At 56.4% G+C, this 19,627-nt stretch carries 19 protein-coding genes; 14 read left to right on the plus strand and 5 right to left on the minus strand.

Annotation, left to right across the window (positions count from 1 at the left end; all coding sequences use genetic code 11):
* Window positions 1-81: 81 nt before the first annotated feature.
* The 5 genes from ABJM03_RS14975 (at window position 82) to ABJM03_RS14995 (ending at window position 5,695) form a co-directional block, all read left to right on the plus strand.
* Window positions 82-1,185: an ELM1/GtrOC1 family putative glycosyltransferase gene (locus tag ABJM03_RS14975; RefSeq protein ID WP_348418653.1), complete on the plus strand. Its 1,104-nt coding sequence runs from the start codon at window positions 82-84 to the stop codon at window positions 1,183-1,185.
* A 155-nt stretch (window positions 1,186-1,340) separates the two neighbouring features.
* Window positions 1,341-3,134: a fatty acyl-AMP ligase gene (locus ABJM03_RS14980; protein WP_348418654.1), complete on the plus strand. Its 1,794-nt coding sequence runs from the start codon at window positions 1,341-1,343 to the stop codon at window positions 3,132-3,134.
* Window positions 3,131-4,093, plus strand: a complete 963-nt coding sequence (locus ABJM03_RS14985; protein ID WP_348418655.1) for an SDR family NAD(P)-dependent oxidoreductase — start codon at window positions 3,131-3,133, stop codon at window positions 4,091-4,093. Before ABJM03_RS14980 ends, ABJM03_RS14985 begins: the two co-directional genes overlap by 4 nt.
* Before the next feature lie 133 nt (window positions 4,094-4,226).
* Window positions 4,227-4,478 carry a phosphopantetheine-binding protein gene (locus ABJM03_RS14990; RefSeq protein ID WP_348418656.1) on the plus strand — a complete coding sequence of 84 codons (252 nt, stop codon included), beginning with the start codon at window positions 4,227-4,229 and terminating at the stop codon, window positions 4,476-4,478.
* Window positions 4,478-5,695: a pyridoxal phosphate-dependent aminotransferase family protein gene (locus ABJM03_RS14995; RefSeq protein ID WP_348418657.1), complete on the plus strand. Its 1,218-nt coding sequence runs from the start codon at window positions 4,478-4,480 to the stop codon at window positions 5,693-5,695. Before ABJM03_RS14990 ends, ABJM03_RS14995 begins: the two co-directional genes overlap by 1 nt.
* A 24-nt stretch (window positions 5,696-5,719) precedes the next feature.
* Here ABJM03_RS14995 and ABJM03_RS15000 read toward each other — a convergent pair whose 3' ends face one another.
* The 3 genes from ABJM03_RS15000 to ABJM03_RS15010 are packed head-to-tail and all read right to left on the minus strand — an operon-like array spanning window position 5,720 to window position 8,702.
* Window positions 5,720-6,625, minus strand: a complete 906-nt coding sequence (locus tag ABJM03_RS15000) for a hypothetical protein (protein ID WP_348418658.1) — start codon at window positions 6,623-6,625, stop codon at window positions 5,720-5,722.
* Window positions 6,622-7,569 (minus strand): diacylglycerol kinase family protein, encoded by a 948-nt coding sequence (locus ABJM03_RS15005; protein WP_348418659.1) that lies wholly within the window; start codon window positions 7,567-7,569, stop codon window positions 6,622-6,624. The genes ABJM03_RS15000 and ABJM03_RS15005 overlap by 4 nt, the downstream gene beginning before the upstream one ends.
* Window positions 7,566-8,702: a CDP-alcohol phosphatidyltransferase family protein gene (locus tag ABJM03_RS15010; RefSeq protein WP_348418660.1), complete on the minus strand. Its 1,137-nt coding sequence runs from the start codon at window positions 8,700-8,702 to the stop codon at window positions 7,566-7,568. The genes ABJM03_RS15005 and ABJM03_RS15010 overlap by 4 nt, the downstream gene beginning before the upstream one ends.
* 78 nt (window positions 8,703-8,780) lie before the next feature.
* Between ABJM03_RS15010 and ABJM03_RS15015 the strand changes: the two genes are divergently transcribed.
* From ABJM03_RS15015 to ABJM03_RS15050, 8 genes are all read left to right on the plus strand, one after another.
* The gene (locus ABJM03_RS15015) at window positions 8,781-9,680 is read left to right on the plus strand and encodes a metallophosphoesterase (RefSeq protein WP_348418661.1); all 900 of its coding nucleotides are present in this window, start codon (window positions 8,781-8,783) and stop codon (window positions 9,678-9,680) included.
* Between the two features lie 161 nt (window positions 9,681-9,841).
* Window positions 9,842-10,291 carry an HIT family protein gene (locus tag ABJM03_RS15020; RefSeq protein WP_348418662.1) on the plus strand — a complete coding sequence of 150 codons (450 nt, stop codon included), beginning with the start codon at window positions 9,842-9,844 and terminating at the stop codon, window positions 10,289-10,291.
* A 20-nt stretch (window positions 10,292-10,311) separates the two neighbouring features.
* Complete coding sequence (locus ABJM03_RS15025; RefSeq protein ID WP_348418663.1) at window positions 10,312-11,520, plus strand: LptF/LptG family permease; 1,209 nt, start codon at window positions 10,312-10,314, stop codon at window positions 11,518-11,520.
* Entirely contained in the window at window positions 11,517-12,569 is a 1,053-nt protein-coding gene (gene lptG / locus ABJM03_RS15030; RefSeq protein ID WP_348418664.1) for an LPS export ABC transporter permease LptG, read from the plus strand. The genes ABJM03_RS15025 and lptG overlap by 4 nt, the downstream gene beginning before the upstream one ends.
* Window positions 12,570-12,581: 12 nt before the next feature.
* Window positions 12,582-13,781: a CDP-alcohol phosphatidyltransferase family protein gene (locus ABJM03_RS15035; RefSeq protein WP_348418665.1), complete on the plus strand. Its 1,200-nt coding sequence runs from the start codon at window positions 12,582-12,584 to the stop codon at window positions 13,779-13,781.
* Between the two features lie 127 nt (window positions 13,782-13,908).
* The gene (locus ABJM03_RS15040) at window positions 13,909-14,661 is read left to right on the plus strand and encodes a sterol desaturase family protein (RefSeq protein WP_348418666.1); all 753 of its coding nucleotides are present in this window, start codon (window positions 13,909-13,911) and stop codon (window positions 14,659-14,661) included.
* A 25-nt stretch (window positions 14,662-14,686) separates the two neighbouring features.
* Window positions 14,687-15,829 (plus strand): N-acetyltransferase, encoded by a 1,143-nt coding sequence (locus tag ABJM03_RS15045; RefSeq protein ID WP_348418667.1) that lies wholly within the window; start codon window positions 14,687-14,689, stop codon window positions 15,827-15,829.
* The gene (locus tag ABJM03_RS15050) at window positions 15,826-16,620 is read left to right on the plus strand and encodes a nucleotidyltransferase family protein (protein WP_348418668.1); all 795 of its coding nucleotides are present in this window, start codon (window positions 15,826-15,828) and stop codon (window positions 16,618-16,620) included. The genes ABJM03_RS15045 and ABJM03_RS15050 overlap by 4 nt, the downstream gene beginning before the upstream one ends.
* A 6-nt stretch (window positions 16,621-16,626) precedes the next feature.
* Here ABJM03_RS15050 and ABJM03_RS15055 read toward each other — a convergent pair whose 3' ends face one another.
* Window positions 16,627-17,349: a phosphocholine cytidylyltransferase family protein gene (locus tag ABJM03_RS15055; RefSeq protein ID WP_348419144.1), complete on the minus strand. Its 723-nt coding sequence runs from the start codon at window positions 17,347-17,349 to the stop codon at window positions 16,627-16,629.
* A 279-nt stretch (window positions 17,350-17,628) separates the two neighbouring features.
* Between ABJM03_RS15055 and ABJM03_RS15060 the strand changes: the two genes are divergently transcribed.
* Window positions 17,629-18,504 (plus strand): lysophospholipid acyltransferase family protein, encoded by an 876-nt coding sequence (locus ABJM03_RS15060; RefSeq protein WP_348419145.1) that lies wholly within the window; start codon window positions 17,629-17,631, stop codon window positions 18,502-18,504.
* Between the two features lie 60 nt (window positions 18,505-18,564).
* Here the strand turns inward: ABJM03_RS15060 and ABJM03_RS15065 are convergent, their stop codons facing one another.
* Window positions 18,565-19,338 (minus strand): aspartyl/asparaginyl beta-hydroxylase domain-containing protein, encoded by a 774-nt coding sequence (locus ABJM03_RS15065; protein ID WP_348418669.1) that lies wholly within the window; start codon window positions 19,336-19,338, stop codon window positions 18,565-18,567.
* Between the last annotated feature and the right edge of the window lie 289 nt (window positions 19,339-19,627).

The following is a 19,627-nucleotide window of genomic DNA, read 5'->3' on the forward strand; positions in this document are numbered from 1 at the left end:
TGCTGCCTTCCTCCTGCTTTTGAGCCTTCCCCGAACCTGCCCAATCCGGTAGGTTCGGGATTTGATCAGCAGGGTTTATGTGTGTCTCCAGAAATAGAAACAGGTGCAAGCATCCGCGCAGCAGACAAGCCGCTTGTTTGGGTTTTGCAAGGACACCGCGCAGGTGACAATATCCAATTGCAGGTATTGGCGGACGGGTTAGGCTGGCCCTTTCACATCAAAAATCTGACATGGCAAAAGAACCGCCTGAAGCGCCTGCCGCTATGGACACCATTCTATGGCAGATCGGCCAGCTTGCAGCATTTGACACCTACAACCAGAGAGACATTTTGCGCGCCTTGGCCAGACGTGGTGCTGTCGGTGGGCTGGCGCAGTGTTCCTGTTGCACGCTGGATCAAGGCGCAATGCGGAGCAAAGCTGGTCCATGTGGGACGCCCCCGCGCGCCTTTGAGCGCGTTTGATCTGGTGCTCACGACACCTCAATACGGGCTGCCCCCCGCAGGCAATGCTGTGCAGTTGACCGGCCCGATGACCACCACACCCGCACAGAACGATGCCGCGACCCTCAAAACGTGGGAGGCCCGCCTTGGCCATCTGCCCCGACCCTGGACCGCTGTATTGGTAGGCGGGGACACGCCCGTGTTGAAGTTTCCGACCTCTGCGGCAACCCATCTGGCAAACAACGCCAAGGCCGCCCTTGCGGCCAACGGCGGATCACTGCTGGTGCTGACAAGCCCTCGCACACCGCCCGCGGTGTCCGAAACCCTGCGCAGCGCGCTGCCACCTTCGGCTTTCTTTCACCCTTGGTCGAAAAGCGCCGACAATCCCTATAGCGCCGTATTGACGCTTGCTGACCGGTTCATCGTTACAAACGACAGTATCTCCATGACCCATGAGGCCGCTCTGACGGGGCGACCCTTGGATATCTTTCCCTTGCACGTCAAAAGCGGCAAAATTGATCGCGCGCTGTTTTCCCTTCATGAAAAGCTGCGCCATTCCGATACGGCCATAGGCCGGGCTTATCTTGATTTGATCCGCAGCGGGGTGATCTATCCGCCTAAATCGGCCAGTGATTATTTCAAACAACTGGCGAATGACGAAAAATCCGCCCCGCTTATCCCTCAAGCGCCTCGGGCTGTCAGCGCCGTGCGGGCGCTTTTTGAAACGGGCGACAAACAAGCGTGAAAGTTAAGCTGAATTGGCTTATACGCTTTCGGCCGCTTATTTACTGCTTCACTTTTGCAACAACTTGTGAGTATGAACCAACCGCTCCATCTGGTCTGTAGGCGGAGAAAATGTAACGACCTACTGATACCATTATTCTGCAAATGAACGCGCATATGCGGAAACCGGTTGATGGCACTATGAACGAACAAGGAAGCGATGGCTTGACCAAGATTGAGACACCCACCCCAACCGACCGGGGCATTCCGTTCAAAGCCGCAGGCTTTCGGTCTTTTGCCGAGGCATTGGATTACGCTGCCGAAGGTAACACCGGGGTCAATTTCTTCTCTGGTAGAGGCGAAATTGTCGAGGTTCTGCCCTACAGTGATCTGCGCACGCAATCGCTGGTATTGGCGCAACAGCTGATTTCTGCAGGCCTGCAAACCGGCGACCGCGTCGCGATCATCGCCGAAAGTGATGGCGATTTTCTGCGGGTTTTTGCGGCGTGCCAATACGCCAGCCTGATCCCGATGCCCCTGCCCCTGCCTGCCGCCTTCCGGGGCCGCGCAGGTTACGTAGACCAGACCCGTCGCATGATTGCCGCCGCCGGTGCTGCTGCTGCCTTTGGCCCTAGTGAGATGCAAAGCATGCTGGTCGAGGCAACCGCCGAGCTGGGCCTGAAGTTCACCGGAACAGTTGCCGACATGCCGGCGCTACAGGACACGATTACCCTGCCCGAGCTGCACACAAACGGGCTGTCTTATCTACAGTTTTCCTCGGGTAGTACCCGCGCGCCCACGGGCGTTGCCGTGACGCATGAGGCGTTTATCGCCAACACCGCGGCCATTTCCCTGTCCGGCATGACCATTCAAGCCGAAGACAGATGCACCACATGGTTGCCGTTCTATCACGATCTGGGTCTCGTGGGCTGTTTGCTGACGCCAATCGTCACGCAAATGTCCATCGACATCATCCCGACCCGTGATTTCGCAAAACGTCCCATGACGTGGCTGAACACGATCAGTGCCCATGGTGGCACCCTGTCGTTTGGCCCGACCTTCGGCTACGAGCTTTGCGTCAGGCGCGCGCTGCGCACCAAACCGTCCGAAGATCTGGACCTGTCCACATGGCGTGCCGCGGGCATCGGTGGGGACATGGTGCGCCCATCGGTTCTGCGTAACTTTGCCGAGACATTCAAAGACTACGGTTTCCGTGCCAGCTCGTTTTCGCCTAGCTACGGCATGGCCGAGGCCGTTGTTGCGATCAGCTTCCATGAGCCCGGCAAGGGGTTGGTTGTTGATACAGTCGATCTGGACCGCATTGAAGGCGATGGCCATGTTGTCGCCGCCTCGGACGATACTGCGCGGGCGCGGTCGTTTGTCAGATGCGGTAAGGTCCTGCCGGGCCACGAACTGGAAGTGCGCGACGGCGATGGCAATGTCCTGCCCGACATGCGCGTTGGCTGCTTCTTCTTACGCGGGCCAAGCCTGATGGAAGGCTATTACGGCCTGCCCGAAGACACCGCCGCTGTGATGGGCGAGGACGGCTTTCTGAACACCGGCGATCTGGGCTATCTATGTGACGGCGAAATCGTAATCACCGGCCGCGCCAAAGATCTGATCATCATGAACGGCCGCAACATCTGGCCACAGGATCTGGAATGGTCGGTCGAGCGCGAAGTCGAAGCCTGCCGCACCGGAGATGTGGCTGCGTTTTCGGTGGCTGAAAATGATGACGAGCATATTGTCCTGCTTGTCCAGTGCCGCGCAACCGATGAAGAAACCCGCGAGGCCCTGCGCGCCGAAACCGAACAGGTGATCAGCGCCGCGCATGGGGTACAGTGCAAAGTCGTGCTTGTCCCTCACAACAGCCTTTTGCGAACATCCTCTGGTAAGTTGAGCCGCGCCCGTACGCGCCTGTCCTATCTTGACGGCACATTGACAGGGCAGCCGGTCACGAGCGCCAAGTGAACACCCCAAAAGACGGCCATCAAAGGATTGCTGCAGTCACGGGTGGCACAGGGTTTCTGGGCCGTTTCATTGTCGCAGCACTGACCAAAGCGGGCTGGAAGGTCCGCTTGTTGGTGCGCAGCGAACCGCTGCATCCGCTTGTTCCCGAACTGGATGCGGAAATCATCCTTGGCGACCTGTCGGATCAAGCCGCGCTGGAAAAGCTGTGTCTGGGTGCCGATGCGGTCATCCACGCCGCCGGATTGATCAAGGCAAAAAGCCGCGAAGCGTTTTACCGCGTCAACGAACATGGCAGTGCGAATTTGGCCAAAGCCAGTGCAAAAGTGGCCCCCAACGCCCGGCTGGTGATGGTGTCTTCCTTTGCTGCACGCGCGCCAGAGCTGTCTGATTACGCCGCGAGCAAGCGTGCCGGCGAAGAGATCCTGTTGAAAAATGCTGCATCACCGGTCGCTATATTGAGACCATCGGCAATTTACGGCCGATGGGACAAAGAAACATTTCCACTATTTCAGATGGCCGCAAAAGGCGCTATTTTCAGCCCAGGATCGGACAGTGACCGAATTTGTCTTGTGTGCGCGGATGACGTGGCACAGGCCGTTGTCGCTTTTTCCTGCAACCCTGAGGTGAACGGCGTTTTTGAGATCTCAGACGCGAATGTTGATGGCTACACATGGTCACAAATCGCTAAAGCAGCCGGAAAATCCCTAAAAACAACTCCCAAGCTTGTAAAAATCCCTTCTCCATTGCTTAGAATTGTCGCATTGGCGACCCAGGCAATATCTAGAATAACGGGAAACACACCTATTTTAACGCAAGGCAAGGTGCGGGAAATCCTGCACGGGGATTGGAGCTCTTCCCCGCAAAAACAGCCACCTCAGGCCGTGTGGCAACCGCAGGTCGATATCGAACAGGGCTTTATTCAAACGGCAGAATGGTACCAAAAGCACGATTGGCTTTGAAACATTCGGACGCAATTCTTTACAGCCTGTAAGGGCGTGAAACCTTTCTAACAGGGGTCATTGTAATTAATATACTGCACAGAGGTTACAGCAACGTAACCGGGAACAATTGAGCGCAGTGGAAATTAACAACATGACGGGCACAGACGTAGAAGCAGTGATCATCAGAGAACTGCAAAAGCTCGCGAGCGGTTCAGTCGGGATAAAAGCCGACACCAACATCGTCAGAGAACTCAACCTGCCGTCACTTGATGTGATGGAGTTGGTGATGGCTCTTGAAGACGAATACGACATTTCGATCCCGCTGGATCGTATTGCCGATGTTGAAACTGTTCACGAACTTGCCGAACTGGTTCGGTCATTAAATAAAAAGGCGGACGTATAATGGGTATTCTGGATAAATTCAAAGATCTCAACGCGGCATATGATGACATCAAATCTGCCGGTGCTGATCCTTTTTCCGTTCGGTTCGACGAAATGCTTTCTTCGACCGAAGCCGTTGTCGGAGGAAAGAAAACCATTTTGTTCGGGACCAACAACTACCTTGGTCTGACCTTTGATCAACACAGCGTCGAGCAGGCGGTAACCGCCCTGCGCGAAAACGGCACCGGTACGACCGGCTCACGGATTGCCAACGGCTCTTACGGCTGGCACCAGCGCCTCGAGACAGAGCTGGCCGAATTCTTTGGCCGCCGTCACGCCATGACATTCACCACCGGCTATCAGGCCAACCTTGGTATCATTTCCACGCTGGCAGGCCGCGATGACCATCTGGTTATCGACGCGGATTCTCACGCCTGTATCTATGACGCCTGCAAGCTGACCAGCGCGCAAGTCACGCGGTTCAAGCACAATGACTTTAACGATCTGCGCAAACGCCTGAGCCGTCTTGAAGACAAAGGTGGCAATATCATCGTTGTGACCGAAGGCATTTACAGCATGTTGGGCGATAAGGCCCCGCTGAAAGAAATCGCAGCCGTGACCAAAGAATTCGGCGGCTACCTTGTTGTGGACGAAGCCCACTCCATGGGTGTTCTGGGTGCCAATGGCCGCGGTCTGGCCGAAGAGCAGGGCGTTGAGGATCAGGTTGATTTCATCGTCGGCACCTTCAGCAAAAGCCTGGGCGCGGTTGGTGGTTTCTGTGTTTCTAACGTGGATGATTTCGATCTGCTGCGCGTGGCCTGCCGCCCGTATATGTTCACCGCTTCCCTGCCTTGTTCGGTTGTGGCCTCGGTTGTGACTTCGCTGGAAAAGGTCAAGAACGGCCAGTTCCTGCGCGAGAAGCTGATGAACAACGCCCAGCGCCTGTATGACGGTCTGCGCAATGCAGGCTTTGACGTTGGCCCCGATGTGAGCCCCGTTGTTGCGATCCAACTGACCTCGCCTGATCTGGCTGTCGCCTTCTGGAACGCCCTGCTGGAAGAAGGTCTTTATGTGAACCTTGCACTGCCGCCCGCGACCCCGATGGGTCAGGCTTTGCTGCGCAGCAGTGTCAGCGCCGTGCATTCACAAAAGCAGATCGACAACGCCATCGCGCTTTTCACTAAAGTCGGTCGCGAATTCGGGGCAATCACCCCCGAGCGTATTGCAAGCGCAAGCTAAACCAACAAAACACAGCGCGTGGCGTCAGCGGATTGATCCCTGACGCCACAGCTTCCACAATATCCACGGAGCCGCGATCAGCAGGTGGCGTTTTTGAAACGCACTAAGCTCCAAAGGCTTGCCTGTGTGGCGCTCGATTTTCCACTGCACATATTCGACCTTCTGATCAAAGGTGAAGGTTGCTTTGATCAAGCGGCTGATGTTGTAGACCTTTCCCACAAACCTTTTGCGCTTCCACGCTGGCGCGTAATCTGTCGAGGGCGTGGTGCTCCACCCTTTCAGATGCTGCTTGCCCTCGGCATGCTCAAGCGCCGGCAGTAACATTTCGTCGAAATAATCTGCGGCCTGTTCATAGATCTCGTTGCCACGATCACTACCGTCTTCCACCCGAAGCTCGGCACCGTAGGTATTGCGGAAAAGCGCTGTCCACAGCTCAGAAGCTGTGCCGCCTTGGGGGCCAAGCCGCCGGGCCCAGACAGCACCTGTTGCAACACCGTCAGCAACAGCTTTTGCCACCGCATCCGCTGCCTGCTCATCGCGCGCATAAAGCAGCGCGGAGGGCTGACAAAAGCGGGCCCACATCGTCGTGTCGTTGCTGGAGGGGCGCATTCTGGCGGCGAAAGAATCAAGCGTGATCACAGCAATCTTTGCGCGCGCATCCTCACCGGGTCTGTATTGCACCGTCGGCGGCAGCAGGGCATTTGCCACCGCCCCCAGACGCGATGCGTGATAATCACTGTAATTCTCCAGCAGGATATAGAAATCCAGCACCCCTTCGGCGGTTTGGTTGCGCAGGCAAGAACCATAAAACAGGATCGCCAAGACCGCGCTTCCGCTTTCTGCGGCCAGAGTATTCGCCAATTCGCGGGCCTCGGGGGGAACCGAACGGTCCAGCTGCGCACGCACGATATCTGTCAAAGCTTGGGTCATTCGCTCACAAACCTGATGAGTTGGGATGCCGAGACATGAACATGCCCATGCGGGTCATACAGCTCTCCGTCCAGAACAAATGGCGCGTCGAACTTGATATCGAGCACTTCTGCGCGGCCGCTTGCGTAGCCGCCCTGCTCCATCCAAAGCTTGCGCTTGCCCAGCGCCAGCGACATCAAGCCCCTAAAGACCCGCTTGGGCGGGGCCGAAATATCGAGCCAGTTGAGCGGGCCGGTCCCTTGATCCCAGAACGGTCGCATTCCCATGGTCAAACGGTCGATCGTGCTGACCACCACCAGAAAGTGACGGCTTGCATCTGTTGCAGCGCCATCCACCAAAACCTGTCCCGGATCGCCTGATGTCGCGCGCTTTTTCGCGCCCGGCATCAAATTACGGTACAACACGCTGCCAATAGCAATCGCCACGGCAAGGCCTTTGGCTATGCCCATCGGGTGCAGTTTTTCCTCGGCGATGTGTTTGCCTTCGGCAAAGGCTGCAAACCCCATGAGAAAGCCGCGCTGCATGGGCAAATCTTTGAGCGGCCATGTCACCTCAAGGGCTACGCATTTCTTCTCAACGCGCCCAAGCCTGCCTCCGGCGCGCAATGACAGGACCCGCTGCCAACCTGCTTCGCCTATGTCAAAATGCCCGACCTCGCCCGCGATGACATTGGTTTTGCCCGAAGGGATGATCGAAAATGCGGGCCATGTGCCGGTATAGGCCTCATCAATGCAGCTGACGACGTCACGCACTGTCCCGTCGCCCCCGTCCACCACGATAAGCTCAACCCCGGCCTCGGCAAACCGCTTGAGGTCCTCCAAAAGCTGATCATGCGTGCGCGGTTGGGACACAAAAGTATCCGCGGTTTCGGCCACATTTGCCGCGATGCCCCCGCTTTTGCGATTGGCACGGCTAAGCGGGTTACTGACAAGCCCGATCTTCAACGGTCAAGCCACGATGTCAGAGGTTTAGTTGCCTTCGCCGCCTGCGCAATTTGCACGCTATGCAGCACCAATGAGACAGCCGTCCAAAGCGCTACAGCAATCAGCCCTTCCGCAGGCAGGCCAACCAAAGCAAAGACCGTCAGCAGCGCAAGATTGGGATTGCGACGCGCCACAACCAGCCGGTACAGGCTGTCAAAACGACGCCAAATGTGCATTTCCATATTGAAGGCCTTGATAAAGATACCTTCCTGCACACGCTGGAGCACATAGCCCACGACCGTAATCCAGAACGCCCATGTTAGGTCAGGCGGCGTGTCGACCGTGGCGACCACCCCCACAACCCATGCCCAATACCAGAACGGCGGGTGTATCAGGTCGATCCCATGGTCAAACACATTGCCGAATTTGGTTGAGGTCACAGTCACCCGCGCCAGCTTGCCATCTACAGTATCAAGAAAGGTCATCAACCAAGCCGAGATCAGGCCGGTGATAAAAAACCCGTTCCAGAACAGCCACATGGCTGCCAGAACCAGAACCAGACTCAGCGAGGTGACCATATTCGGGGTAATGCGCATTTTGGCACACCAACGCACAACCGCAATCGCGGGTTTCGGCCAGCAATAGAGCGTCACAAAATCGGTCACACCTTTATAGGAACCGGCAAAGGTGCGCTGCTCTACGGCGCGCACTGTCGCGAGGGTGAGAGGCATAACATAGGGCAGTTCCCGCTTGCGCAGCTTTTCATCGTAAGCCGTGCTCAGCGCTTCGGGCTCGACCTGCGCCAGATCCGTGGCCCGCGACAGCACACCATCCGCGATATCCTGTGCCACATCCGCCGCCCGGTCTGCAGCGACATGGGCCGCGACAGGGCGCCCTTCAGAGGTCAGCACAGTGCCCACCTGCCGCGCCAGATCCCCCAGCAGAACCTGCGCATAAACGTGATCCGCGCTGATCACCAAACAGCTATCATTTACCGGCGCGATACCATCCCATGCGGCAACATCATCCAACCCTGCCCGCGCGCACATCCGCACCAGACGCTCGGCCGAGGTCATGCCCCAGATAGGCGTGCCTTCCCCCACCAGTCGAACCGGTGGGGTGGTCGTTGTTGGCGCAGGAGCGGATGTCGGCATAACAGGTTTCTCTTTTCTTAAAATCAGCGTAGCGGTTATGCCGATATATGATCTGAAACAATCACAAACGCGAGTGCTATGCATCTTTCCTTCGCCCATATGTCGGATCCGCACAATCCACTGACCCCGAATGTTACATTGGGCCAGCTGCTGAATAAGCGGTTTCTTGGCTATAAATCGTGGCACCGCAAACGGCACCTGCGCCACCGGCCCGAGGTACTGGCCGCGTTACTGGCAGATATCAAAGCCGCAACGCCAGACCATCTGATCATTTCTGGTGACCTGACGAATATCGCCCTGCCCGATGAATTTGCCGCCTCGCGCGTCTGGCTTGAACAGGTCGGACCGCCGCAGGACGTGACAGTGATCCCCGGAAATCATGAGGCCTATGTCCATGTTCCCTTTGATCAAGGGATCGGCCAGTGGGCACCGTGGATGTTGGGCGATAACGCAACCGAAGTGACATTTCCCTTTGTGCGCCGACGCGGGCCGGTGGCGTTTATCATGCTGTCCACAGCAACAGTCACGCCGCCACTCATGGCGTCAGGCACCCTAGGAAAACAACAATTACAAGAACTTGAGACCATTCTTGAGAATCTGCGCGGTCAGGATCTATTCCGCTGCGTGGTCCTGCACCACCCGCCCGAAGACCACCCAACCAAACGCCGCAAAGCGCTGCGCGACCGCGCCGCCTTTCGCGAGGTTCTTTCCCGCACAGGGGCCGAGCTGGTCCTGCATGGGCACCAGCATCACAGCCACTTTGGCCTGATCAACGGCCCCGCAGGCAAGATCCCCGTGCTGGGTGTGCCATCGGCCTCAATGAGCCTTACGCACACCAAAGGAGACGAGGCGCGGTGGAACCTGTGGGACGTGCGGCGCGGGGATCATGGCTGGCGTTTGTCGTCCCATGCGCGCGGTCTGACGCAGCGCGGATTTGAGACAATTGGCCGCTGGTCGCTCGACATGCCGCTGTCATAAACTGTTACAATCATGTGCGAGAACTCGCCGGAGGGTCTGCGGCAGCTTGGCCCCGCATGCCGCGCTCTACTTGAGTAAATTCCATTTGTCCGCTATCCATGGCCCTAGAAAAAGCCATGGATGGCAGCAGTGCGCTCGTCCGGTCGCAACGGAGATATACAGTGAGCGAACACGCCCCAAACAGCACCATGTCAAAGTTCGGCCACCCCGACACCGTGATCGGTGAAACCGAGTATTGGACCGTGCAACTGCGCCCCGAGCAGGTCACGCTGGGATCGCTTGTTCTGATCTGCCGCGAACCCGTTGAGGCCTTTGCCGATGTCAGCGCCCAAGGCTTTGCCGATCTCAAGCCCGTTATCGCCAAGATCGAAACCATTCTGGGCGAGATGGTCAGCTATGAGAAAATCAATTACCTGATGTTGATGATGGTCGATAGCGATGTGCATTACCATGTCATCCCCCGCTATGACGGCACACGCCCCTTTGACGGAATGACTGTGCCGGACGCCGGATGGCCCGGCCCTCCGCAATTGGGTCAGGCGGTCACGCCAGACGCGGACACCACAACCAAACTGGTGGACGAGCTTAGACAGCGCTGGTCACAAAGCTGATCTGTGGCGGTTAAACTCACATGAGTATCATCGACAAATATCTGCTGTCCCTGACGATGCGCCGGCTTATGATCGCGCTGAGCATCGTGTTGCTGACGCTTGTTCTGGAGCGCGTGCTGCGGCTGTTTGAATTTGCGGCGGCCAATAATGCAGCGATGGGGTTGGTGTTCCAGATGGCCGCCAATCTGGTGCCGCATTATCTGGGTCTTGCCCTGCCTGCGGCATTTTTCATCAGTATTTTACTGCTCATGGCCCAATTGGGCGACGACAACGAACTGGACGTTATTCTGGCGACCGGATCATCGGTGCGGCGCATGGCTCGGATCATCCTGATCTGCGGTATTGTCCTTTCTATTCTCAGCGTTCTGCTGCTGGGTTATCTGCAACCCTACAGCCGATACGCCTATCGCGCCGTGCGCCATGTCGCCACCCATGCGGTATGGAACGAGGCAATTTCCGAAAAGACTTTTTTCACGCCAACAGATGGGCTGACTATTCTTGCGGATGAGGTCGATTTCGGCGGCAAAGGGTTGGGCGGTGTTTTTTTGCATCAACTATCCGACGACGGAAGCAAAATGACCATCACTGCCGAAGCAGGACAGGTCGAAACCGACGATGTTACCGGTGAGACAAAAATCCTTTTGCAGAACGTCGTCCAGATGATCGAGAAACCAGGCACCGCACCTTACACTCTGTTTTTGGGTCAGCTTACCTATAAACCCGACTTTGCCTTCCAGCCCGCCCCATACAGGGCACGAGGCCGCGAACAGCGCGAACTCACCCTCGGCGAGCTGTGGGAGCGCAATGCAAACCCACTGCCAGAGGGCGATGAGGCAAGCGATATCGAGCAAAATAAAATCACATCCGAACTTCATGCACGTCTGGTGCGATCCCTTTCGATTATGGCGATGCCTCTTCTTGCTATTCCGATGGGGATTTCCGCAAAACGCCGCCGTCGAGGGCCCGCGATTGCGACCGCAGTGCTATTGCTTTTGCTGCTTCATTATACGTTGCAGGTAGGAGAGGGGCTTGTCGGGATTGGTGTAACATCGCCATGGATCGGGCTATGGCTGCCCCTTGGTGTGTTTTCATTCTTTTGCGGACGCCTGTTCCTGAGGGTTGACCAACGTTTGCGCCCCAACAAGCTCGAGATGTTCTTTGACAGGTTGGATAGCTGCATAGAGTTCGTCAAAACGCGTTTGTCGCGTAAAGGCCGGGCATCCGAATGAGAATTCTGTTCACCTACTTCGGGAAAACTGTTGGTACCCGCATCCTGTCAGTCTTGCTTGCCTTCGCGGCGCTGCTGGTTTTGATGGACCTGATCGACAATTTCGAGGACATCCTCGAAAAGCGCGGCAGCCTTACTGATGTTGCCCGCTTTGTCGCCTACCGCGTGCCCACCATCATCGAGCGACTGATCCCCATTGCCGTGCTGATTGGCAGTACGATGGGCATTCTGACGCTGGCCACCCGCAGCGAGCTGATCGTGTTGCGTGCGGCGGGCATTTCCCCACTCAAGATCGCCGGCTTGGGCCTACCCGCCTGTTTGATCGTCGTTGCCGGTCATTTCTTTTTGGCGGACTACGTTGCCCCGACATCCCAAAAAGCCTTTATCGAATGGTGGGAACCACTGCTCAATGAAGATGCGCCGCAGTGGCTGCGCGGCGAGGAAGACATTGTCAGGATCAGCGGCGTTTCAAATGACGGCAAAACCCTCACCGGCCTCAGCTTTTTCCAGCGCGACGAAATTGGCCGCCTTACCGGACAGCAAACAGCCGCTTCCGCCCGTTTTGAGGATGGCGGCTGGCTGCTGTATGAAACCTCTGATGCTGTTGTAGAGAAAGGCAATCTGCAGATTATCGAGGCTGAAGTCACACCATGGCCAAACGGGCCTGACCCGCAGGTCATTCTTGATCTGATCGCGCCCCCCGAACAGTTGACCAACAGCACACTGGGCAAAGTGATCAATGTTGCGTGGAGTTCCTCGGCGGATCCATCGGTTTATGGCACCGAATTGGCCCGCCGGTCCGTAGGACCTTTGACGTCATTGGTGATGATGTTGATTGCAGCCTCGACCATAAGAGGTCAAAGCAGGTCGGGTGGCCCGCAAATGGGTGCCGCCATCGCCATCGCCCTTGGGCTGTCGTTCCTTGTCTTCGATGGCATCTTTGCATCTTTGGGCAAGGCGGGCGTTCTTACACCGCTGTTCGCGGCGTGGGTGCCGCTGGTTGTTTTTGTTATTATTTCGGGCATTTTCCTGTCCCGTTCCGAAAGTTAGAGAGGATCGCACATGCGTATCTGGATCGATGCAGCCCCTGCATCACAAGCCCCACGCCTTTTTGGCTTTACCTCGCTTGAGCGCATCCTGCGCTCTGTCAAGAAAGCCGCAGACCCCTCTGTTGAGGTTGTCATCTCGGGGATGCCCGACGCCACCACCGACCCGCGCTATAAGGTTGCGCAGGACAACGGCACAGTGGCCGAACGTCTGGCAAGCTATCTGGCGACCGTTGAGGGCCCTGTTTTGGTGCTGGACGGTGGTGCGGTGATCGATGCGCGCCTTGTGCCGCTACTGATGGAGGGTGCCGACCCTGTCTGCTTCACCGCAGCAGCCAAGGATACTGCCGTGCTGCGGTTGAACTCGGACACATTGCCCCCTGCGGATGCCACATCCCTGCAGGACATTGCGAACCAAATGTTGGCGGCAGGCACAATCCGGCAGGTCACGCCGGACGAGCTGCCTGATTTTATCGGCACGCTGCGCCGCAATGTGCCGTTTCTGTTGGAGCGGGTACAGGATGACACCCACCGCGCCGAGCTGGAAAAACGGCTGTTCCATCTGAACTATAAAGGCTCGACCGATTTCATGACCAAATGGGTCTATCCGCCGATTGTTTGGCAGCTTACCCGCTTGTGCATCCGTTGGCGGATCACGCCGAATATGGTGACGATCTTTAGCATCTTCCTCACCATTCTGGCGGTGCCCCTGTTTGCCTACCAATACTGGTTCGCAGGATTTGTCGCGGCCTACGGCATGACCATCCTCGACAGCGTCGACGGCAAACTGGCGCGCCTGACGCTGACGGATTCGCCTATCGGCAACATTCTGGATCACGGGCTGGATATCGTGCACCCGCCCTTCTGGTACGCTGCATGGGCAGCGGGCCTGCTTGCTGGCGGCTCCCAAGCGCCGCTGTATACGGCGACCATCTGGCTGACCATTTTCTACATCGCGGACCGCCTTGCCCTTATGGTGGCAAAGGCTCGGTTCAAACGCGGCCTGCACGCGCTGACCACACTCGACGGGACGGTGCGCACCTTCATCGCACGGCGCAACGTCAATCTGGTGATCTTCACCCTTGGCGTCGCAATCGGGCTTGGCTCGGCCGCGTTTCTGTTCATTACTGTCTGGCAGGGCCTGACGTTTGCATGGCACGCCGCGCGCACCTTCTGGCTATATCCCAAGGCGCGGCACACGCAGTACCTTACATGATGCAGCCGCAAGGCCCGATGTAACGCCGCATGTTTCAGACTGTAATCTGCGACATTCGGTGATCTGGACACCATCCTGACCCACACCTATCTAAGATGTCTGAGTATCCAATAGGAAGGACGCGACAATGAAAGCACCTACGTGGAAAGGTCGTAGTTTCGACCTTGGAAAAATGTCTATGAACGACCTCATCAAGGCGTATTTTACGTTTTACGCCATTCAAGCCTATATCGCGCTTGCGGTAGTGGCCATCATCACGGCCTCGGTTCTGGCCACCGGCTGGACTGGGCCGCTCATTGCGGCGGCCGCCATTGTGTTTGTCTATCCGGTTGTCTGGTATCTGCTGCACCGCTTTGTGCTGCACAGCCAATACCTATACCGCTGGAAGCATACCGCTACGGTCTGGAAGCGCATCCACTTTGATCACCATCAGGACCCGCACAGCCTGGATGTGTTGTTTGGCGCGCTTTACACGACGCTGCCTACGATCTTTTCGTTCACCGTTCCAATCGGTTGGGCTATTGCCGGCCCCGCCGGTGCTGCGGCGGCCTTTGCATCCGGCCTTGTGATCACCTGCATTTACGAGTTCGTGCACTGCATCCAGCACCTGAACTTCAAGCCAAAGAACAAGTGGCTCAAACATATGAAAGAGCACCACCTACTGCACCATTTCCACCACGAAGATGGCAACTATGGCATTACCAGTTTTGGTGTGGATAAGGCATTGGGAACCTATTACGATAAGGCCAAAGACCGCCCTCGTAGCCCGACTGTGTACAACCTTGGCTATGACGTCGAGAAGGCTGAAAAATATCCGTGGGTTGCCGAGGAATCCGGCCGCCTTCCATTGGATCGGCCGCCCTCACGCCAGCAGGCTTAACGCTTAGAATATTGGAATTCCGCCAGTGAAAACATCGACACTCGACATTGTACCGGTTCACACACAGGCGGAATTGGAAGAATTTATCAAGCTACCCTATAGTTTGCATAAAGATGATCCATTGTGGATCCCGCCGCTTTTGATGGAGCGGCGGGACCTACTGGACCCGAAAAAGAACCCCTTCATGAAGCGCGCCGAAGTGCAGTTCTGGCTGGCAAAGCGGGACGGCGTGGCCGTGGGCCGCATCAGCGCACAGCTTGACCCGCTCACAGCAAAACAGCGTGGACCCGGTGAAGGGCATTTTGGCCTGGTCGACGGCGAAGATGATCCCGCCATTTTTGAAGCACTGACCAAGACCGCCGAAGACTGGCTGCGCGCACGCGGGGCCACCGTGGTTTACGGCCCCTTCAATCTGAACATCAATCAAGAAGCCGGCCTTTTGGTCGATGGACACGAAACACCGCCCATGATGCTGATGGGCCATGACTTCCCGCATGTGGACACGCATCTGAATGCTCTGGGCTATGATAAAGTCCGCGACCTGCACGCGTTTGAGTGGAAGTTCGGTGATGAGCTGCCCAAAATGCTCAAGGCATTCGAAAAGCGCGGCCTGTCCGAAAACATGGTCGTGCGCCCCATCAATATGAAGAAATACCAAGAAGAGATCCGCATCCTCGGCGATATCTTCAACGATGGCTGGTCCGAAAACTGGGGCTTTGTGCCCATGGTCGAGGACGAAATCGCGCATATGGCCAAAGAGCTGAAACCCGTGATCGACCCGAAAATGTTCTGGTTTGTCGAAGTAGATGGCGAACCCGCAGCCTTTATTGTCGGCGTGCCAAACGTGAATGAAGCCATTGCCGATCTTCAGGGCAAACTGCTTCCCTTTGGCTGGGCCAAACTGTTGTGGCGTCTCAAGGTTAAGGGCCTCAAGACGGTGCGCGTACCGCTTTTGGGTGTGCGCAAGAAACATCAGGCAACGGTTCTGGGTCCCCGGATCGTTGGCAACCTTATGCTGAAAATCCACAAAGCGCAGGAAGATCGCGGGACCGAGACCCTCGAGATGTCATGGGTTCTGGAAGACAATCACGCGATGATCAGCCTTGCGGGTAAAATGGGTGGTCGCCACTATAAAACCTACCGCGTTTACCAAAAATCACTAACGTGACCTATACCGCTATCGTTCTCGCAGGCAGCCGTGGACCGGACTGTAGCGTCGCCGCCTTGGGCAATGTGTCGCATAAGGCGCTGTTGCCCATCAACGGCACGACGATGATCGAACGCGTGATAGCTGCGCTCCAAAACGTCAAAGCCATCGACAAGGTTCTGGTCGTCATTGAAACGCCAGATGTCTTGCAGGATTTGCCGAGCCTCAAACCTCTTCTGGATAGTGGCTATCTTCAGGCGTTGCAGGCCAAACCCTCGCCCGCGCAAAGCGCATTGCACGGCTTTGAAGCCGCAGGCGCGGGGACTGCTGGCCCGGTCTTGATGACCACTGCGGATAATTGCCTGCTCACCCCTGGGATTATCGAGTATTTCCTCGCCTCCCTCACCGAGGACGCTGATGTAACAGCGGCGATGGCCAAGACCGATCTGGTCATGCAAGCCTACCCCGAAGCGCGCCGCACCCGTATGCGGTTCCGCGATGGTGGTGCGGGGGGATGCAATCTGTTTGCTTTCCAGACCCCCCAAGCCAACGGAGTGATTACATTCTGGCGCGAGATCGAGCAGAACCGCAAAAGCCCGCTGACCATGTTGCGTCGGCTGGGCGTGATGACAGCATTACGCTATCTCACCAACACGCTGACGTTGGCACAGGCAATCAACAAGTTGGGAAAGCGTACAGGAACGCGGCTTGCGACAACGGATATGCCCTTTGCCGAAGCCGCGATAGACGTGGACAAGCCCGAAGATTTCTATCTGGCCGAAAAGATACTCAAACAGCGCGAGAGCGCCTGACCAAGGTCAGCCGCCCCATTTTTCTCCGAGCGCCTCGGCGCTTTTGAGGTCATCCATAAAATCGACTTCTTGCCATGCCAGCCCCTCGATGGAGGCCGTGCCGACGATCTTCTTGACCGCAAGCGCGTCAATCGCCTGCAAATACCAGCGCTTCAGCCCGCCTTCGCTACGCAGCAGATTGACGATAGCATCTTTAAAATGCGCCCCGCCCTCTTCGCTGAACATCAGCATCCCGATTGATTCAGCATCCACAACATCAAGCGGCAAGGATTTCCCGATGCGCGCCAGACGGTCGCCATCAAGACAAACCTTCATATCGTCGCCATCATAGCTGTCTTTGCGGTCAATCGTTACGGTCACAGGTGTGTCGTGTTGCGCAAGTGCGCGCCTGCACAGCTCAGGCTCGAACAGCGTGTCACCGTTGATCACCATAAAGTCGCCCGTCATGAATTCGCGTGCGACATAGCAACTGCCCGCGTTATCGGCGACCGCGTAGAACGGATTATAAAGCGTGCGCACCGTCTGCGCACCGAAATCCCGGGATGCAATCAATGCATCGACCGTTTCAGCATAAAAGCCGGTCACGACCGTCACATCATTCACACCGTTTGCCGCCAGTGCGGCAAGCTGCCACTCAAGAATGGTGCGGCCGTTGACCGGCAGCAGGCATTTAGGTTGGCTTTGCGTCAACGGAAGCAATCTGCTCCCCTGTCCGGCGCTTAAAATCACTGCTTTCAAGGTACTAATCCACGCTTTTTGAAGTTCTCTACGTTCTGCCCAGATTGGACAAGGACATCAAGGACAATACTGGCTTTTCCCCTCTTGGGCGACAGAACGCCACCTCAGGCAGCCCACCCATCGGCATGATACGACCGACGCAACAAAGCCGATGGCGGTCCATCTGGACAATTCGCCCTACTATGCGTAATCCACTTAGAGTTTTTGAGCGTGAAGGCATCCAAGTTGACCAAGAAAATTCCAAAGCACATGAACCCTCTGATTGCGTCCATGCACTTTGTTATCAGAACGTTGCCATTCAGAATAGCACAGCCCCTTATCGCCTTTATTATAAAGAACAGCGGCGGCATCCTCATCAAAACGAGCAATATCAAAAGAAATATTGCCGACGTTTTTCCACATCTGAGCAAAGCCGAGATTGACGCGCTGACCAAAGAAATGCTCGCTAATACGGGGCGGCACATCGCAGAAACCGCTCATATGAAGTCCTTCAAGGAAGGCAAACATGGCCTGCGCATTGATTACACAACGCCCGATGGTATGGTGTTTGATGGCAAAGGTCCGGCGATCTATGTCGGTGCCCATGTAGGAAGCTGGGAAATGTTCCCGATCCTCATGGCCGAAAAGAACCAGCCCTTCACCATCATCTACACCCCCCATGAAAATGCCGTGCTAAACGGTTTGATGATGAAACCTCGCCTTGAGACAGGCGTGAAATATGTCGAAAAATCCAAAGCCCTACGGCCCTGCCTCAAGGCGCTGAAAAACGGCGAATCGATTGGGCTTTTGGTGGATCAGCGCGTCAGCCCCGGTGTCGAAGCCGAGTTTTTCGGCCGCCCCGCGTCATTCACCCAGATGCCGGCCCGCCTTGCGATTGCACATAACTGTCCTATCATCACATTCGATGTTGTCCGCCTCAAAACCGGCCACCTGAGGGCAGTCTTCCGCCCGCCAATTTTGCCAAACGGTGAAAAAGGTCCAGAAGCCGAAGCGCGGCTTACTCAGGAAATCGCCACCTCTATTCAGGGGTCGATCACGCGCAACGCAGAGTCGTGGTTTTGTAGCAAGCTGCGCTGGAAACGGTCTGACAAGAAACGCCCGTTTGATCCAGCCGAAGTCAAAGACACTTCAGGTCAGCCCGTCTAACGCCATCCCCATCAGGCAGCCGTGAGATCGGCCCGCAGGAAACACCGCGGGCCGATATATTTACTCGTCGGCCTTTTCAAACTGACGGAATGTATTTTCCCAATTGCCCAACTGTTTGCGCGCCGTGCCTACAAAGGAACTGCGGCGCACCGCATGGAAAAACAGCGATGCCACAATATTGCCGGGGAATTTCATTGGGCGGTCAAACTGAACCAGCAAGATGACGCGCTCTTCGTCCGTGCGGTTCCACGTTTCATGTTCTTTCGTGTCGTCGAACACAAAGGCTTCGCCTTCTTTCCAGCTGACGATCTGATCATCAACGCGAATGGCACAATTGGCTGTGTCTTTGGGAGTTTTCAGGCCTAGGTGGAAGACACACATGCCCGCAGTGACCCCTTTATGCGGAGGGATCGCCATACCCGGATCATGGATAGAGAACATTGCCGTCCGCAGCCCTGGAACCGCTTTGAGCGCCTGTGTCGTCCGGGGGCAGCGGTCGCAGTTCTGGTCGATACGAAAGCCGTACGCCCACATAAAGAACGACCGCCATTTGTTTTGTTCGTCCAGATTTTTATGATCCGGCGAGATTTTCGCCAGCGGAGGGATCGCATCGCGGTGCTTGAGCACGGCAAGCGCCTCGTCACGAATGGCTTCCCAATCCGCTTCCAGCTCAGACATCCAAGGAAAAAGAGAGCGGTCAAAAACGGCCGCATCACCGATCTTCGAGTGCTTTTTAATGTAGGGGTTAATCCACTTGCGTTGCTTCTTCCCGTAGCGCACCAGCCAAGAGTTCACTTTGCGCTTTGGCGGGGATGCTGTTGCTGAATTTGTCATACCGATCATCCTCGATTTTAAGTCATCAACTATGACATACCCCCATCAGAGCGTAAACCGGCAACCCCTAGCCTGCGGCGGTTGCTCGCTGGATTGTGTTCAGCCCTGCCCCTACACCCGCGCCCCTCGCAAGACATGCTGTAACATAACATCGCCCGCGCTCCCGCAGCCAAATGGCGACCGCAGATGGCGGCAACAGGCTGGAATCCCTTACAAACCGGACTCGACACTCAAACCGCCATGCCCTTCAAATGCCCTGATGTAACAAATTCATTACAAAGCCTTACCC

The organism is Sulfitobacter sp., from assembly GCF_039977885.1.
Classification (GTDB): Bacteria; Pseudomonadota; Alphaproteobacteria; order Rhodobacterales; family Rhodobacteraceae; genus Sulfitobacter.

What these genes read in the sequence shown, in the direction of transcription:
- ABJM03_RS14980 (WP_348418654.1), top strand. Translation starts at nt 1,341, where the DNA reads ATGCGGAAACCGGTTGATGGCACTATGAACGAACAAGGAAGCGATGGC.
- ABJM03_RS14990 (WP_348418656.1), top strand. Translation starts at nt 4,227, where the DNA reads ATGACGGGCACAGACGTAGAAGCAGTGATCATCAGAGAACTGCAAAAG.
- ABJM03_RS14995 (WP_348418657.1), top strand. Translation starts at nt 4,478, where the DNA reads ATGGGTATTCTGGATAAATTCAAAGATCTCAACGCGGCATATGATGAC.
- ABJM03_RS15000 (WP_348418658.1), bottom strand. Translation starts at nt 6,625, where the DNA reads ATGACCCAAGCTTTGACAGATATCGTGCGTGCGCAGCTGGACCGTTCG.
- ABJM03_RS15010 (WP_348418660.1), bottom strand. Translation starts at nt 8,702, where the DNA reads ATGCCGACATCCGCTCCTGCGCCAACAACGACCACCCCACCGGTTCGA.
- ABJM03_RS15015 (WP_348418661.1), top strand. Translation starts at nt 8,781, where the DNA reads ATGCATCTTTCCTTCGCCCATATGTCGGATCCGCACAATCCACTGACC.
- ABJM03_RS15025 (WP_348418663.1), top strand. Translation starts at nt 10,312, where the DNA reads ATGAGTATCATCGACAAATATCTGCTGTCCCTGACGATGCGCCGGCTT.
- lptG (WP_348418664.1), top strand. Translation starts at nt 11,517, where the DNA reads ATGAGAATTCTGTTCACCTACTTCGGGAAAACTGTTGGTACCCGCATC.
- ABJM03_RS15035 (WP_348418665.1), top strand. Translation starts at nt 12,582, where the DNA reads ATGCGTATCTGGATCGATGCAGCCCCTGCATCACAAGCCCCACGCCTT.
- ABJM03_RS15040 (WP_348418666.1), top strand. Translation starts at nt 13,909, where the DNA reads ATGAAAGCACCTACGTGGAAAGGTCGTAGTTTCGACCTTGGAAAAATG.
- ABJM03_RS15060 (WP_348419145.1), top strand. Translation starts at nt 17,629, where the DNA reads ATGCACTTTGTTATCAGAACGTTGCCATTCAGAATAGCACAGCCCCTT.
- ABJM03_RS15065 (WP_348418669.1), bottom strand. Translation starts at nt 19,338, where the DNA reads ATGACAAATTCAGCAACAGCATCCCCGCCAAAGCGCAAAGTGAACTCT.